This window comes from Cupriavidus sp. USMAA2-4, assembly GCF_001854305.1.
Lineage (GTDB): Bacteria > Pseudomonadota > Gammaproteobacteria > Burkholderiales > Burkholderiaceae > Cupriavidus > Cupriavidus malaysiensis.
Genome location: NZ_CP017748.1, coordinates 2260169 through 2276650, shown reverse-complemented (window position 1 = coordinate 2276650; position 16482 = coordinate 2260169). Strand labels below are relative to the sequence as shown.

The window sequence follows — 16482 nt, the reverse complement described above, 5'->3', positions numbered from 1 at the left end:
GCATGTGCGCTGCGGGCGGCGGGCGGCGCACGCCCGGGCCGCCTGACGCGGCACGCGCCGTCTTTATATCTTCTTTACACCCCCCTCCCGCCTCTCTATCCCGTTTTTACCGTTCCGTCCCTAATCTGCGAGGCGTCAACCACGCACGCTTCATATCTGCCATGGACGGGATCTATTTCATCGTGCTGCTGCTGTTCGGCGCGCTGACCGGCGCGCTGCTCATCCTGTGCGCCGCGCTCGGCGCCAGGACGCCGCCGGGCGGCGATCGACAGGGGGGCGGCGACTCCGGCGCGCCGTCGGGAAAACACAGTGCACAGGACAGGGGGCTGTGATGGACTGGGCTGATCTGCTGGGCGGCGCGCTCGCCGTCGTCGTCTTCGTCTACCTCCTCATCGCGCTGTTCCGGCCGGAGAAATTCTGATGTCCACCGAATTCCTGGGCCTGCTGGCCCTCTACCTGGCCATCCTGCTGGCCGCCGCGCCTTTTCTCGGCCGCTATATCCGCCGCGCGATGGAGGATGGAAGCTACGGCCTGACCGCCTGGGGCCGTCCGCTCGAGCGCTTGCTGTACCGCCTGGGCGGCGTGCGCCCGGGCGCCGAGATGGGCTGGAAGCAGTACGCGGTGGCCGTGATCGCCTTCAACCTGCTGGGCGTGGTGGCGGTCTACGCGCTGCAGCGCGTGCAGGGGCTGCTGCCGCTGAACCCGCAAGGCTTCGGCGCGGTCTCGCCGGATTCCGCCTTCAATACCGCGGTCAGCTTCGTCACCAACACGAACTGGCAGGGCTACGCGGGCGAGTCCACCATGAGCTACCTGACGCAGATGCTGGCGCTGACGGTGCAGAACTTTGTCTCGGCGGCCACCGGCATTGCCGTGGTGTTCGCGCTGATCCGCGGCTTCGCGCGCCAGAACGCGTCCACCATCGGCAACTTCTGGGTCGACATGACGCGCTCCACGCTGTACGTGCTGCTGCCGCTGTCGGTGGTGATGGCGCTGGCGCTGGTCAGCCAGGGCGTGATCCAGAACTTCGACGCCTACCGGGATGTCGGCCTGGTGCAGGCGGTCGAATACAGCCAGCCCAAGGTCGACGCGGCCGGCCAGCCGGTGCTCGACGCCAAGGGCCAGCCGGTCACCGAGCCGGCCCGCACCGACAAGCAGACGCTGGCGATGGGCCCGGTGGCCTCGCAGGAAGCCATCAAGATGCTGGGCACCAACGGCGGCGGCTTCTTCAATGCCAACTCGGCCCACCCCTTCGAGAACCCGACCGAGCTGAGCAACCTGATCGAGATGCTGGCCATCTTCCTGATCCCGGCGGCGCTGTGCTTCAGCTTCGGCGAGATGGTGCGCGACCGGCGCCAGGGGGTGGCGGTGCTGGCCGCGATGACGGTGATCTTCGTCGCCATGGCGTGCGCGGCGGCGCTCTCCGAGCAGCAGGCCAATGCCGCGCTGGCCGGCCTGCCGGTCGACCATGCCGCCTCGCTGCTGCAGGCCGGCGGCAATATGGAAGGCAAGGAATCGCGCTTCGGCATCGCCGCCACCGCGCTGTTCGCCACCATCACCACGGCGGCTTCGTGCGGCGCGGTCAATGCCATGCACGACTCCTTCACCGCCATCGGCGGCGCCGTGCCGATGCTGCTGATGCAGCTCGGCGAGGTGGTGTTCGGCGGCGTCGGCTCCGGCCTGTACGGCATGCTGGTCTACGCGGTGCTGGCGGTCTTCATCGCCGGCCTGATGATCGGGCGCACGCCGGAATACCTGGGCAAGAAGATCGAGGCCTACGAGATGAAGATGACCGCGGTGGCCATCCTCGTCACGCCGCTGCTGGTGCTGCTCGGCACCTCGGTGGCGGTGATGAGCGAGGCCGGGCGCGCCGGCGTGTTCAACCCGGGCACGCACGGCTTCTCGGAGATCCTCTACGCGCTGTCCTCGGCGTCCAACAACAACGGCAGCGCCTTCGCCGGGCTGTCGGCCAACACGCCCTTCTACAACGTGCTGCTGGCCGCGGCGATGTGGTTCGGCCGCTTCTGGATCATCGTGCCCATCCTGGCCATGGCCGGCTCGCTGGCGGCCAAGAAGCGGCTGCCGGCGACGGGCGGCAGCATGCCCACGCACGGCCCGCTGTTCGTGGTGCTGCTGGTCGGCTCGGTGCTGATGGTGGGCGCGCTGACCTATATCCCCGCGCTGGCCCTCGGTCCGGTGGCGGAGCAGCTGCAGGGACCCGTGGCCGCCGCCGCGCCGTGAGCGTCGCCGCTCGCGGCGCAACGAGCCAAGCGGAAAGCGCAAAGCGGAAGAACGGAAACAAGACACAACAGGCAGGAATCCGGCTGCCGGCGGGGTGCCCAGGGCGCACGCCGGCAGCTACCAGGTGATTGCGGAGAAACGCATGCAACAAGACTCCATGACCGCGCAAGCCAAGGCCGGCGGCGCGGCTTCCGCCGATACGGCACAGGCCACCGGCGCGCCCACCCACGGCAGGGCGGGCGGCGGCCACCACCGGCCCGGTCCGCGCGGCATGTTCGCGCCCGAGCTGGTCAAGCCGGCGCTGCTGGAATCCTTCAAGAAGCTGTCGCCGCGCGACCAGCTGCGCAACCCGGTGATGTTCGTCGTCTACGTCGGCAGCATCCTCACCACGGTGCTGTACTTGCGCGCGCTGTTCGCGCCGGCGGCGGCGGGCGGGGAGAGCGCCGCCTTCATCCTGGCGGTGACGGTGTGGCTGTGGTTCACGCTGCTGTTCGCCAACTTCGCCGAGGCGCTGGCCGAGGGCCGCAGCAAGCAGCAGGCCGAGGCGCTGCGCGGGCTGAAGACGACGGTGACGGCCAAGCTGCTCAAGAGCGGTGCCAGGCAGGGGCCGGGCGCCGCCACCGAGCCGCGCGCGGCGACCGCGCTGCGCCGCGGCGACGTGGTGCTGGTCGAGGCGGGCGACATGATCCCCGGCGACGGCGAGGTGATCGAGGGCGTGGCCTCGGTCGACGAGAGCGCCATCACCGGCGAATCGGCGCCCGTGATCCGCGAGTCCGGCGGCGACTTCTCCTCGGTCACCGGCGGCACGCGCGTGCTGTCCGACTGGATCGTGGTGCGCATCACCACCAACCCGGGCGAAAGCTTCATCGACCGCATGATCACCATGGTCGAGGGCGCCAAGCGCCAGAAGACGCCCAACGAACTGGCGCTGACCATCCTGCTGGTGGGCCTGACCATCGTGCTGCTGCTGGCCACCGCCACGCTGCAGCCGTTCTCGGTCTACAGCGTGCTGGTGACCAAGGCCGGCCTGCCGGTCACCATCACCGTGCTGGTGGCGCTGCTGGTGTGCCTGATCCCGACCACCATCGGCGGCCTGCTGTCGGCCATCGGCGTGGCCGGCATGAGCCGCATGATGGAAGCCAATGTGATCGCCACCTCGGGCCGCGCGGTCGAGGCCGCCGGCGACGTCGACGTGCTGCTGCTGGACAAGACCGGCACCATCACGCACGGCAACCGCCAGGCCTCGCGCTTCATCCCGGCGCCCGGCGTCACGCCGCAGCAGCTGGCCGAGGCGGCCTGGCTGTCGTCGCTGGCCGACGAGACCCCGGAAGGGCGCAGCATCGTCATGCTGGCCCGCCAGCAGTCGGGCACTGCGCTGCCGGACGGCGTGGACCCGGCCGGGCACGTGTTCGTGCCGTTCACCGCGCAGACCCGCATGAGCGGCGTCGATGTCGGCGCCGGGGCCGTGGGTGGCGCGGCGCAGCGCAGCGTGCGCAAGGGGGCCGCCGACGCGGTGCGCAAGTACGTCACCGAGCGCGCCGGCAAGTTTCCCGACGCCGTGCTGCAGGCGGTGGATGACGTGGCGCGCGTCGGCAGCACGCCGCTGGTGGTGGCCGAAGCCGCGGCGGGCCCGTCCGGGCGCACCGACGCGCCCGACGCCATCGTGCGCGTGCTCGGCGTGGTGGAGCTGAAGGACATCGTCAAGGCGGGCATCCGCGAGCGCTTCGGCGAGCTGCGCCGCATGGGCATCAAGACCGTCATGATCACCGGCGACAACCGCCTGACCGCGGCCTCGATCGCCGCCGAGGCGGGCGTCGACGACTTCCTCGCCGAAGCCACGCCCGAGGCCAAGCTCAAGCTGATCCGCCAGTACCAGGCCGAAGGCCGGCTGGTGGCGATGACCGGCGACGGCACCAACGACGCTCCCGCGCTGGCCCAGGCCGACGTGGCGGTGGCGATGAACAGCGGCACGCAGGCCGCCAAGGAGGCCGGCAATATGGTCGACCTCGACAGCAACCCGACCAAGCTGATCGAGATCGTCGAGATCGGCAAGCAGATGCTGATGACGCGCGGCTCGCTGACCACCTTCAGCGTGGCCAACGACGTGGCCAAGTACTTCGCCATCATCCCGGCGGCCTTCGCCACCACCTATCCGCAGCTCAACCAGCTCAACGTGATGGGACTGGCGACGCCGGGCTCGGCCATCCTGTCGGCGGTGATCTTCAACGCGCTGATCATCGTGGTGCTGATCCCGCTGGCGCTCAAGGGCGTGGTGTACCGGCCGCTCGGCGCCGCCACGCTGCTGCGCCGCAACCTGCTGATCTACGGCCTGGGCGGCATCGTCGTGCCCTTCGCCGGCATCAAGGTGATCGACATGATCCTCGCCGCGTGCGGCTGGGCCTGAGCGACGTCCGCCGTCCGCGGCCGCCTGGTCCGATCCCACCTATCCGGAGTCTCTTATGCATACGCAAGTCCAAGCCAGTCCCGCCGCCGCCGCGCCCGATGCACCCGACGCGCCCGAAGCGCAACGCGGGCTGCTGCGCCCGCTGCTGACGGTGTTCGTCGCGCTGTCGGTGGTCACCGGCCTGCTCTATCCGGGCGCCGTCACCGGCATCGCCAAGGCGCTGTTCCCGTCGCAGGCCGCCGGCTCGCTGATCGTCAAGGACGGCAAGGCCATCGGCTCCGAGCTGATCGGCCAGCCCTTCTCCGACCCGCGCTACTTCTGGGGCCGGCTCTCGGCCACCGCGCCGATGCCCTACAACGCGAGCGCCTCCAGCGGCTCGAACCTGGGCCCGCGCAATGCCGCGCTGACCGACGCCGCGCACGCGCGCATCGAGGCGCTGCGCGCGGCCGATCCGGGCAATGCCGCGCCGGTGCCGGTCGACCTGGTGACCGCCTCCGGCAGCGGCCTGGATCCGCATATCAGTCCGGCCGCGGCCGACTACCAGGCGGCCCGCGTGGCGCGCCTGCGCGGCCTGCCGCTGGCGCGCGTGCAGGCGCTGGTCATCGCCAATACCGACGCGCCGCTGCTGGCGGTGCTGGGTGACCCGGTGGTCAATGTGCTCAAGCTCAACCTGGCGCTGGATGCCGAGCCGCGGCGCTGAGGCGGCTCGGCGGCGGTGCGGCGGCGGCATGGTGCCGCCGCGCGCGTGCGCCGCCGTGGCACAATCGACGGCATCCTCCCCGCTGCCGGGCGATGGGGCCATCCATGTCTGATTCCTCGCTGCGCGACCCCTCCGAACGACCCGATCCCGATGCGCTGCTGCAGCGCGTGCAGGCCGAGGGCGCGCGCGCCGCGCGCGGCAAGCTGCGCGTCTATTTCGGCGCCTCGGCCGGCGTGGGCAAGACCTACGCCATGCTCAGCGCGGCGCGTGCGCTGCACGGCGACGGGGTCGACGTGCTGGTCGGCGTGGTCGAGACCCATGGCCGTGCCGAGACCGAGGCGCTGCTGGCCGGGCTCGAACGCCTGCCGCCGAAGGTGGTGCCCTACCGCGAGCGCGAGCTGACGGAGTTCGACCTCGACGGCGCGCTGGCGCGGCGGCCCGCGCTGGTCCTGGTCGACGAGCTGGCGCACTCGAACGCGCCGGGCAGCCGCCATCCCAAGCGCTGGCAGGATATCCAGGAACTGCAGGCGGCCGGCATCGATGTCTGGACCACGGTCAACGTCCAGCACCTGGACAGCCTGAACCAGGCGGTGGGCGGCATCACCGGCATCCGCGTATGGGAAACCGTGCCCGACGCGGTGTTCGACGATGCCGACGAGGTGATCCTGGTCGACCTGCCGGCCGATGAACTGCTGCGCCGCCTGCAGGAGGGCAAGGTCTACCTGCCAGAGCAGGCGCGGCACGCCGCACGCAACTTCTTCCGCAAGGGCAACCTGATCGCGCTGCGCGAGCTGGCGCTGCGGCGCACCGCCGATCGCGTCGACGACGACGTGCGCGCCTACCGCCATGCCGAGGCGATCCAGCCGGTGTGGCGCACGCGCGAGGCGGTGCTGGCCTGCATCGGCGCCGGCGACGATGCCGAGCAGGTGGTCCGGAGCGTGCGGCGCATGGCCGGCCAGCTCGACTGCGAGTGGCATGTGGTGACCATCGCCACGCCGCGCCTGGCGCCACTGTCCGAGGCGGCGCGCCTGCGCATGCAGGAAGCCATGCGCCTGGCCGAGGAGATGGGCGCGCGCACCGAGACGCTGGCCGGCAATGACATGGTGCGCGCGGTAGTCGGCTATGTGCGCCGCCACAACCTGACCAAGGTGGTGCTGGGACGCGCGCCGGCCGACTGGCGGCGCGGCGGCGGCACCGTGCTCGAGCGCGCGCGCGCCGTGCTGGCGACCTCGCTGTCGCCCTTCCTGGGCGCGCGCGCCTGGCTGTTCGGGCGGCGCAGCTTCGCCGATGCGCTGGCGGCGGCCTGTCCCGAGATCGACGTGATCCGTGTCGCCGCCGACACCACGCGCGACGACCTGCGCGGGCGCAACCCGCCACCCGGCACGCGCCCGGTGCTCGCCGATGACGAGGCGCAGGCCGAGGTGGCGCTGGCGCATCGCAAGGACTACCTGTGGGCGCTGGTCTGGTGCGGGGCGGCGACCGCGCTCTCGGCGCTGACGCGGCCGTGGTTCGATCTCGTCAACATCGCCATGCTGTTCCTGGCCGCGGTGGTGGCGGTGGCGCTGCGCCACGGGCGCGGTCCGGCGGCGCTGGCCTCGGTGGTGTCGGTGGCGGCCTTCGACTTCTTCTTCGTGCCGCCGCGCATGTCCTTCGCTGTCAGCGACGTGCAGTACCTGCTGACCTTCGCCGTGCTGCTGACGGTGGGGCTGGTGATCGGCCAGCTCACCGCCGGCCTGCGCGAGCAGGCCGAGGTGTCGGTGCAGCGCGAGACCGACGCGCGCACCCTGTACGAGCTGGCGCGCGAGCTGTCGGCGGCGCTGATGACCGAGCAGATCGTCTCCATCGGCAGCCGCTTCCTGCATGCCGCCTTCCAGGCCAACTGCGCTTTCTTCCTGGTCTCGGCGCAGGGCCGCCTCCTGCCGCCGCTGGTGGACCCCGCCCATCGCGACGGCAGCCGCGGCGGTATCGACCCGGTGCTGGCGCAGTGGGTGTTCGACCACGGCCAGCCGGCCGGCACCGGCACCCATACCTTGCCGGGCAGCACGGTGCTCTACCTGCCGTTGAAGGCCCCCATGCAGGTGCGCGGCGTGCTCGCCGTGGAGCCGCAGGCCTGGCGCGCCTTCACCGAGCCCGGCCTGCGCCGCCAGGTGGACGTGTTCGCCACGCTGATCGCCATCGCCATCGAGCGCCTGCACTATGTCGAGGTGGCGCAGCAGGCCCTGGTCTCGATGGAGTCGGAGCGGCTGCGCAGCTCGCTGCTGGCCGCCGTGTCGCACGACCTGCGCACGCCGCTGACGGGGCTGATCGGCATGGCCGAGACCCTGCTGCGCGGGGTCCCGGCGCTGGCGCCGCCGGTGGCCGAGACGGTGGACGCCATGCGCGGCCAGGCGCTGCGCATGCGCACCATGGTGGTCAACCTGCTCGACATGGCGCGCCTGCAGAGCCGCGACGTGCAGATGCAGCAGGAGTGGCAGTCGCTGGAGGAACTGGTGGGCGCGGCGCTGGCGGCGATGCGCGACGCGCTGCGCCAGCACCGCATCACGGTGGCCGACCTGTCGGCGCTGCCGCTGGTGGAGTGCGATGCCGTGCTGATGGAGCGCGTGCTGTGCAATCTGCTGGAGAACGCCGCCAAGTACACGCCGCCGGGCAGCACCGTGGCCATCGCCGGCGAAGTGGCCGGCGAAGAGGTGAGGCTGGCGGTAGAGGACGACGGGCCCGGCGTGCCGGCCGGCAAGGAACGGCTGATCTTCGAGAAATTCACCCGCGGCGAGCGCGAGTCGGCCACCACCGGGGTCGGGCTCGGGCTGGCGGTATGCGAGGCCATCGTGCAGGCGCATGGCGGCCGCATCTGGGTGGAGGGGCGCGGCGATGGCGGCAGCGGGGCGCGCTTCGTGATCGCCCTGCCGCGCGGCAACCCGCCCGCGATCGAGCCGGAGGCACCCGTCGCCGCCGCGCAGGAGGCGCGGGAACACGCGCCGCACGACAAGAGCTAGCTGACTGAGGCTACACAGGAAAGGATCCGGACCGCGATGCCATTCGATTTTTCCCCCACCGTGCTGGTGGTCGAGGACGAACCTCATATCCGCCGCTTCGTGCGCGAGTCGCTGGAAGGCGAGGGCTGCAGCGTGCACGAGGCCGAGACGCTCAAGCGCGGGCTGATCGACGCGGGCACGCGCCAGCCCGACGTGGTCATCCTCGATCTCGGGCTGCCCGACGGCGACGGCATGACGCTGATCCGCGAAATGCGCACCTGGACCGAGGTGCCGGTGCTGGTGCTGTCCGCCCGCACCGGCGAGAACGACAAGATCGCCGCGCTCGACGCCGGCGCCGACGACTACCTGACCAAGCCCTTCGGCGTGGGCGAACTGATCGCGCGCGTGCGCGTGCTGCTGCGCCGGCATGCCCGGCTCAATCCGCAGGGCAGCGCCCAGGTGAGCTTCGGCGAGGTCCAGGTCGATCTCGCCAACCGCCTGGTCACGCGTGGCGGGGAAGCGGTCCACCTGACGCCGATCGAGTACCGCCTGCTGGCCGTGCTGATCGCCAACCGCGGCAAGGTGCTGACGCATCGCGAGCTGCTGCGGCAGGTGTGGGGGCCTTCGCATTCGGAGAGCAGCCATTACCTGCGGGTCTATATGGGGCATCTGCGGCAGAAGCTGGAGGGGGATCCGGCGCAGCCGGTGCATCTGTTGACGGAGGTGGGGGTGGGGTATCGGTTTGTGGGGTAGGGGGTTTTGGGGGCTTTGGGCATCGCGGTTTGTCGAGCGGGGTTGGTGGTTGGACCCAACGGCCGGCCGCTCTCGGATTGCTTGAGGTCTCGCGGTTTGTCGGGTGGCGTTGGCGGTTGCACCCAACGGCCAGCCGCTTTCGGACTGCTTGAGGTCTCGCGTTTTGTTGGGCGGCGTGGGCGGTTGCACTCGACGGCCGGCCGTTCTCGGGCTGCCTGAGATATCGCTTTTTGTTGGGTGGCGTTGGCGGTTGTACCCAACGACCGTACGACATCCCCCTGCGGGGGCTGCCGGTCACTTTTCTTTGCGTTCTGCAAAGAAAAGTAACCCAAAGAAAGCAGACCCTGCCGGGGGCAGAGCAATCAGGCTCGCTGGCTTAGTCGCCGGCCGTGGTGGGCGTGGCGGCTCTGCTGGTCGCTGCCGCGGCCGGTGCGGACGTGGTCGGCGCTGCCGATGTCGCGAGCAGGGATGGTGGGCCCCTGATGGCGGGCGGCGGGGGGTGGTTCGGCCATCTGCCGTTACCGGGGCGGATCGCCGCGCTCTACTGAGCGGCGCTGGTTTCATTGCCGGGAAGTGGCCCCCGGTTTGAGGTTGAGGGCACTATTGCGATCCGTCGCGATAGGAACGCAAAGTGGTCGACGTGGAGTGTCATTCCTCATGCGTGGGCGCCGCGGGTATTCCTTCGTCAAAATCTCCCGTATCGGACTGCTTGAGGTCTCGCGTTTTGTTGGGCGGCGTGGGCGGTTGTACCCAACGACCGTACGACATCCCCCTGCGGGGGCTGCCGGTCACTTTTCTTTGCGTTCTGCAAAGAAAAGTAACCCAAAGAAAGCAGACCCTGCCGGGGGCAGAGCAATCAGGCTCGCCGGCTTAGTCGCCGGCTGTGGTGGGCGTGTCGGCTCTGCTTGTCTCTGCCGTTCGCGTGGCGGGCCATCACGGCATTACGACCTTCCTGAGTTCTATTGCCTTGCCCCTGATGGCAGGCGGCCTTGGTAGTTCGACCATCTGCCGTTACCGGGGAGGAGCGCCACTTCCTTGGCGGCGTGCCTGGTTGCATTGCAGGCCTGGGGCTCCCGTGCAAGCCGGGCAGCAAGCGTGATTGCCAGCAGGATCTCGACGAAGGAAGGCCCAGGGTGAAGTCCGCTCGGGCCCACCCATGAGGAGTGGCACTCCACGTCGACCACTTTGCGTTTCAATCGCCAGGAACCACAACAGCGCCCCTCACGCCAAACCGGGGGCCACTTCCCGGCAATAAGACCAGCGCCATTCAGTAGAGAGCGACCATCCGCCCCGGTATCGGCAGATGGTCGAACTACCTCGCCGCCCGCCATCAGGGGCCCACCATCCCTGCTCGCGACATCGGCAGCGCCGACCACGTCCGCACCGGCCGCGGCAGCGACCAGCAGAGCCGCCACGCCCACCACAGCTGGCGACTAAGCCGGCGAGCCTGATTGCTCTGCCCCCGGCAGGGTCTGCTTTCTTTGGGTCACTTTTCTTTGCAGAACGCAAAGAAAAGTGACCGGCAGCCCCCGCAGGGGGATGTCGTACGGTCGTTGGGTGCAATCGCCCACGCCGCCCAACAAACCGCGAGACCTCAAGCAATCCGATAGCGGCCGGCCGTTGGGTGCAAGCGCCAACACCCCCAGCAAAACGCGATACCTCAAGCAATCCGATCGCGGCCGGCCATTGGGTGCAACGGCCAGCGCCGCTCGATAAAACGCGATGCCACGCGCAGGCCCAATCTCCACCACCCAACCTCACCACACCCCAAAAAACACCCCCGCCTGCTTATAGACATTCGTCTTAGCCGCCACCTCCTCATGACTCACCGTCACGCGCGGCTTGAGCGCAAGGAACCACTCCAGCAGCTTCTGCCGCATGGCCGCGCGCACCGGCTCGTGCCCGGCATCGGTCCCCAGGTCGAAGAACTCGTCGGGGTCGTTGGCGAGGTCGAACAGCTGCGGGCGGAAGCCCTGCCAGTGCACATACTTCCAGCGCGCGTCGCGCACCATCCAGGCACGGCATTCGCCAGGGTGGCGGCCCAGCGCCAGGCGTGCGCCGCGATAGGCGTAGTCGAGCTCGGAGACGACGAAGTCGCGCCAGGCGCCGTCCTGCGCGCCGCGGGCCTGGGTGATGTGCAGCAGCGAGCGGCCTTCGATACGGTGGTCGGCCGGCGGCAGCGAGAGGGCGTCCAGCACGGTGGGCACCACGTCGACGGCGGAGACCATGGCCTCGCTGGCGCTGCCGCGCGTGGCGTCGGCCTGCGGCGAGGGGTCGTAGACGATCAGCGGGATGTTCTGCACGGTGTCGTAGAACTGCTCCTTCTCGCCCAGCCAGTGGTCGCCGAGGAAGTCGCCGTGGTCGGCGGTGAAGACGATCAGGGTGTCCTGCCAGCGTCCCAGGCGCTCCAGCTGTTCCCACAGTTCGCCGAGGCGGTCGTCGATCTGCTGGATCAGGCCCTGATAGGCCGGGCGCACCGTGTCGGAGACTTCGCTGCGCATGAAGTTCGCGCATTCTTCCTGGGTGCGGTAGGCCGACAGCACGGGGTGCGGGTCTTCCAGCTCGGCCGGGTCGCGCTTGAGCGGCAGGCAGTCGTCGAGCGCATAGGCGGCGTGGTAGGGCGCGGGGGCCAGGTAGGGCCAGTGCGGCTTGACCAGCGACAGGTGCAGGACCCAGGGGTCGTCGCCGCGCGTGGCGATGTACTGCATGGCCTGGCCGACGGTGTAGGCGGTCTCCGAATGCGGCTCGGCCACGCGCGCGGGCAGGCCGGCATTGCGCATTTGCCAGCCGGAGACGATCTCGCCCTGGGCGGTCTCGGCACTGATGACATAGTCGGTCCACGGGTCGGCGCTGTCGTAGCCCTGCGCGCGCAGCCAGTCGGCGTAGGCGCTGCGCGGCTCGGCGTGGTGGCCGTCGTGGCGGTCGACTTCGACGAAGTGGCCGCTGCGCAGCAGCTGTTCCAGTTCGCTGCCGCCGTCCAGGTGCAGGCGCTTGAGGCCGGCGTGGTCGGGCATCACATGGGTCTTGCCGGCCAGCGCCAGCGCGCGGCCGCTGTCTTTCAGGTATTCGCCCAGTGTGACCTCGCCCACCGAGAGCGGCACGCGGTTCCAGGTGGCGCCGTGGCTGCTGACGTAGCGGCCGGTGTAGAAGCTCATCCGGCTCGGGCCGCACACGCCCGAGGTGACGAAGGCGCGCTCGAAGCGCACGCCGCGGCGCGCGAGCGCGTCGATGTTGCGGGTGCGCAGGGCGGGGTGGCCATAGCAGCCGAGATGGTCCCGGCGCAGCTGGTCGCACATGATGAAGAGGACGTTGCGTGTCGTCATGGCATTCGATGGAGGAGCGCGCGCCGGCGGGCCCGGGCCTGCCGGCGCTGGTTCGGCGGGGGCTTCAGTCGCCGGTGTAGCCCGAGGCCTTGACGATGGGGCCCCACTTGGCGCGGTCGTCGGCCAGCAGGCGGGCGAACTGCTCCGGCGTGCCGCTCTGCGGGTCCAGTCCCATCTTGACGAAGCGCTCGCGCAGGTCGGGGGCCTGCAGCGCCTTGACGATGGCGGCGTTCAGGCGCGCCACCACCGGCGCGGGCGTGCCCGCCGGCACGAAGATGCCGTTGCGGCCCAGGCCTTCGATGTCCTTGTGGCCGAGTTCGCCGAAGGTCGGCACCTCGGGCAGCGCGGCCGAGCGTTGGGTGCCCGAGCTGGCCAGCACGCGGATCTTGCCGCTGCGGTGCATCTCGGCGAGGTCGCCCAGGGTGTCGATGGCGGCGGGCACCTGGCCGCCGACCAGCGCCGTGATCTCGGGGGTGGAGCCGTTGAAGGGCACGTGCAGCATGGTCACGCCCAGCTGCTTGCCGAACAGCAGGCCGAAGAAGTGGGGCAGGCTGCCCAGCGCGGGCGAGGCGAAGGAGTTGTTCTGCGGGCTGGCGCGCAGCCAGCTGACGTACTCCTGCAGGGTCTTGGCCGGCACGCCCGGGCCGACCGCCAGCGCGAGCTGGAAGTTGGCGGTCTGGGCCACCGGGGTGAAGTCGCGCACGGCGTCGTAGTGCAGCTTGCTGTACACCAGCGGTGCGATGGTCATCACGGCGCTGTTGGCCAGTACCAGGGTGGTGCCGTCGGCCGGCTGGGTGCGCGCATAGTCCATCGCCAGGCGGCCGCCGGCGCCGGGCTTGTTCTCCACCACCACGGTCTGCTTGAGCGACTCGCGCAGCTTGTCGGCGATCAGGCGGGCGGTCAGGTCCGAGGTGCCGCCGCCGGGATAGCCGACCACGATGCGGATCGGCTTGTCGCTGGCCTGGGCACGGGCGCCGGGCGCGGCGAAGGCGGCGATGGCCGTCACCGTGGCGGCGGTCGCGGCGGAAGCCAGCGCGGTGGAGACGGAGGAGGCGGCAGGGCGGGGCAGCAGGGCGCGCAGCGCGCGCGGTATCAGCGTGGCGGGGGTCATGGTTCCTCTGCGGGTCGGGTCCGGACGGGGCCGGCCAATCTATCGAACGCACCCGATGGCGCCAACGAAGCCTTGTGCAGATCGATCTGCGCAAATCTCATGTCGGCGTCCCGGCCCGGCGGCGCGCGCCGGGCGGGTGCGCCGCTCCCGCTGTCTCCTCGGGTGGCGGCGCCTGCCACGCTAACACCGGCCCATATAATCCACCTAGTCAACTAATTGTGCGGGTGCGGCATGGATCAAGCGCGGCAGGGGCAGGGCGGCGGCGGACCGGCGGACACGCTCCGGCAGCCGGCCACGCTGCGCCAGTTCCTCAACTACCGGCTCTACCACCTGACGTGCGCGGCGCTGGGGGCGAGCGCGCTGCACCTGCGCGCCGCGGCCGGCGTCAGCCGGCGCGAGTGGCGCATGATTTCCTTCCTGGGGGAATGCCCGGGCACGCGCTTGACCGAACTGGCCGCCAGCGCCGGACTGGACAAGGTGCTGGCGAGCCGCGCCATGCAGGCCCTGATGGCGCGCGGCCTGGTGCGGCGCGAGGTCGGCGCCGGCGACCGCCGCGCGGCATCCTTCGCCCTGACCGAGGCCGGACAGGCGGTCTACCGCAGCGCCTTCGCCCGCGCGCTCGACTTCAATACGCAGTTGGCGTCCTGCCTGGACGAGGAGGAGGCCGCGCTGCTGTCGCGCTGCCTGGACAAGCTGCAGGCGCACGCCGCGCAACTGCTGGCCGAGGCGCAGTCGCTGCCGCACGCGGCGCCCGCGCCGGCCGGGCCGGCCGATGCCGCGGCGGATCCGCTGCGGCTCTGGCGCGGGCAGGCTCCGACCGATTTCAGGGATTCGGTGGACTAGTCCATTGGGTCAGAGAAAGCGCACCCGGGAGGCGCTGCCGATCGGGGGTGCCTTTCGAATGACGCAGTGGACTATCTCCGGCCTCCTACACTGGAAGCGGAGGGCGCCGCCGGCGGCCTTCGCCGCCCACGCCCCCGGGGAGCCCGTCATGCGTCACATGTTCCGCCGCCACGCTGTTCCCGCTGCAGGGTGCCCGCCGCGGCACGGCACCAGCCATGCATGGCTGCCATGGTGGCGCCTGCTGGCCCTGCTCGTCCTGATCCTGTTGCTGGTCCTGCTGGCGGCGCCGTCGGCCGGCGCCGCGGCCGGCCCGGCCGTGCCGGCGGCCGCGCGCGTGGTGACCGAGCAGGCGCTGGCGGCCTACCAGGCCGGCCGCTTCGAGCAGGCGCTGGCCGGCTTCGGCCGCGCCGCCCGGGAGGGCGACCGCCTGGCCCAGTACGACTACGCGATGATGCTGCTGCGCGGCGAAGGCACGCCGGTGCGTGCCGACGAGGCCATGGTCTGGCTGAAGAAGGCGGCCGACAACGACATGACCCATGCCCAGTACACCTGGGGCGAGATGTACGAGCATGGCGACCTGCTGCCGCGCTCGCTGGAGCAGGCCAACGTCTGGTATGAACGGGCCGCGCGTGGCGGCCATGTGGCGGCGCAGATGGCGCTGGCCACCAACTACTTCACCGGGCGCGGCGTGGCGCGCGACTACGGCAAGGCGTTCCAGTGGTACCGGCGTGCCGCCGACGCGGGCAACGGGGATGCCCAGTACATCGTGGCCAGCTACTACGAGCGCGGCGAGCCCGGCGTGGTCGGCCAGGACGCCGGCCAGGCGCGCATCTGGTACGCGCGCTCGGCCGCGCACGGCGATCCCGCCGCGCTGGCCAAGCTGCGTTCGATGATCGAGCAGGACGTGCGCGAGCGCCAGGCGCGCCAGGACCAGCTCGACCACCGCGGGGAGCGCGCCGGGGCCGGACCCTAGCCGGGCTCCGGGTCAGCTCTGGATCAGCCGCTTCTGGCGCGAGATGCTCATCAGGATGCCGATGCCCATGCCCAGCGTCACCAGGGCGGTGCCGCCATAGCTCATCAGCGGCAGCGGCACGCCCACCACCGGCAGGATGCCGCTCACCATGCCCATGTTGACGAAGGCATAGGTGAAGAAGATCAGCGTCACGGCGCCGGCCAGCAGCCGCGAGAACAGCGTCGGCGCGTTGGCGGCGATATACAGGCCGCGGAAGATCAGCATCAGGTAGAGCACCAGCAGCATGGCGTTGCCGACCAGGCCGAATTCCTCCGAGTAGACCGCGAAGATGAAGTCGGTGTGCTTCTCGGGAATGAACTCCAGGTGCGTCTGCGTGCCCTTGAGCCAGCCCTTGCCGGTGACCCCGCCCGAGCCGATGGCGATGATCGACTGGATGGTGTGGAAGCCCTTGCCGAGCGGGTCGGTGGTGGGATCGAGCAGCGTACAGATGCGGTGCTGCTGGTAGTCGTGCAGGATCGGCCAGTTGACGCCCGGCGCGCAGATCTTGCTCTCGAAGCTGACCAGCAGGGTGATGGCCACCACCACCACGCCCAGCAGCGGCAGGATGATCTTCCAGCTCAGGCCGGCGAAGTAGATCACGTAGAGGCCGGCGGCCATCACCAGCAGCGCGGTGCCGAGGTCGGGCTGCTTGGCGATCAGGCCGACCGGCACGAGCAGCAGCAGCAGCGCGACCAGGAAGTCGAACCACCGGATCACGCCCTCCCGCTTCTGGAAGTACCAGGCCAGCATCAGCGGCATGGCGATCTTCATGATCTCGGAGGGCTGGATCACCATGCCCACGTTGAGCCAGCGGCGCGCGCCCTTGCGGATCAGGCCGAACATGGCCACCGCCACCAGCAGGGCCACGCCGACCGTGTAGAGCGGTACCGCCACCCGCATCAGCGTCTGCGTCGGCAGGTAGGCGATGACCAGCATCACCGCGTACGACAGCAGGATGTTGCGCAACTGGTCCTCGACCCGGCCCGGCATGTCGATGGCGGCCGAGTAGAGCGCGACGATGCCGGTGGCGAAGATCAGGAAGACGATCAGCGCCAGCGGCTTGTCGAAGCCGGTGAGCGCCGATTTGACGAGCGATATGACGCGGCGGCGATCCATGCGCGTCTCC

General features: G+C 70.3%; 12 protein-coding genes. 9 read left to right on the top strand and 3 right to left on the bottom strand.

Annotation, left to right across the window (positions count from 1 at the left end; genetic code table 11):
• Positions 1 to 161: 161 nt before the first annotated feature.
• The 7 genes from BKK79_RS41080 to kdpE all read left to right on the top strand — a co-directional run bounded on the left by BKK79_RS41080 (position 162) and on the right by kdpE (position 9067).
• Complete coding sequence (locus BKK79_RS41080; RefSeq protein WP_167366666.1) at positions 162 to 332, top strand: hypothetical protein; 171 nt, start codon at positions 162 to 164, stop codon at positions 330 to 332.
• Positions 332 to 421 (top strand): K(+)-transporting ATPase subunit F, encoded by a 90-nt coding sequence (kdpF, locus tag BKK79_RS10065; protein WP_071010673.1) that lies wholly within the window; start codon positions 332 to 334, stop codon positions 419 to 421. The genes BKK79_RS41080 and kdpF overlap by 1 nt, the downstream gene beginning before the upstream one ends.
• Positions 421 to 2238: a potassium-transporting ATPase subunit KdpA gene (gene kdpA, locus BKK79_RS10060; RefSeq protein WP_071037624.1), complete on the top strand. Its 1818-nt coding sequence runs from the start codon at positions 421 to 423 to the stop codon at positions 2236 to 2238. The genes kdpF and kdpA overlap by 1 nt, the downstream gene beginning before the upstream one ends.
• Positions 2239 to 2380: 142 nt before the next feature.
• A complete protein-coding gene (kdpB, locus tag BKK79_RS10055) occupies positions 2381 to 4642 on the top strand; it encodes a potassium-transporting ATPase subunit KdpB (protein ID WP_071037623.1) in 2262 nt (753 codons plus the stop codon).
• A 55-nt stretch (positions 4643 to 4697) separates the two neighbouring features.
• Positions 4698 to 5342: a potassium-transporting ATPase subunit KdpC gene (kdpC, locus tag BKK79_RS10050; protein ID WP_084084627.1), complete on the top strand. Its 645-nt coding sequence runs from the start codon at positions 4698 to 4700 to the stop codon at positions 5340 to 5342.
• Positions 5343 to 5446: 104 nt separating this feature from the next.
• Complete coding sequence (locus BKK79_RS10045; protein WP_071037622.1) at positions 5447 to 8335, top strand: DUF4118 domain-containing protein; 2889 nt, start codon at positions 5447 to 5449, stop codon at positions 8333 to 8335.
• Between the two features lie 36 nt (positions 8336 to 8371).
• The gene (gene kdpE / locus BKK79_RS10040) at positions 8372 to 9067 is read left to right on the top strand and encodes a two-component system response regulator KdpE (RefSeq protein ID WP_071010676.1); all 696 of its coding nucleotides are present in this window, start codon (positions 8372 to 8374) and stop codon (positions 9065 to 9067) included.
• A 1757-nt stretch (positions 9068 to 10824) separates the two neighbouring features.
• On the opposite strand, the gene BKK79_RS10035 is transcribed toward kdpE, so the two are convergent.
• The gene (locus tag BKK79_RS10035; protein ID WP_071037621.1) at positions 10825 to 12390 is read right to left on the bottom strand and encodes a sulfatase-like hydrolase/transferase; all 1566 of its coding nucleotides are present in this window, start codon (positions 12388 to 12390) and stop codon (positions 10825 to 10827) included.
• Between the two features lie 64 nt (positions 12391 to 12454).
• The gene (locus BKK79_RS10030) at positions 12455 to 13501 is read right to left on the bottom strand and encodes a Bug family tripartite tricarboxylate transporter substrate binding protein (RefSeq protein ID WP_083383909.1); all 1047 of its coding nucleotides are present in this window, start codon (positions 13499 to 13501) and stop codon (positions 12455 to 12457) included.
• A 231-nt stretch (positions 13502 to 13732) separates the two neighbouring features.
• Between BKK79_RS10030 and BKK79_RS10025 the strand changes: the two genes are divergently transcribed.
• Together BKK79_RS10025 and BKK79_RS10020 are read left to right on the top strand one after the other, a co-directional pair.
• Positions 13733 to 14344, top strand: a complete 612-nt coding sequence (locus BKK79_RS10025) for a MarR family winged helix-turn-helix transcriptional regulator (RefSeq protein WP_071037620.1) — start codon at positions 13733 to 13735, stop codon at positions 14342 to 14344.
• A 148-nt stretch (positions 14345 to 14492) separates the two neighbouring features.
• The gene (locus tag BKK79_RS10020) at positions 14493 to 15317 is read left to right on the top strand and encodes a tetratricopeptide repeat protein (RefSeq protein WP_231907967.1); all 825 of its coding nucleotides are present in this window, start codon (positions 14493 to 14495) and stop codon (positions 15315 to 15317) included.
• Positions 15318 to 15329: 12 nt separating this feature from the next.
• Here BKK79_RS10020 and rodA read toward each other — a convergent pair whose 3' ends face one another.
• Positions 15330 to 16472 (bottom strand): rod shape-determining protein RodA, encoded by a 1143-nt coding sequence (gene rodA / locus BKK79_RS10015; protein WP_071010678.1) that lies wholly within the window; start codon positions 16470 to 16472, stop codon positions 15330 to 15332.
• Between the last annotated feature and the right edge of the window lie 10 nt (positions 16473 to 16482).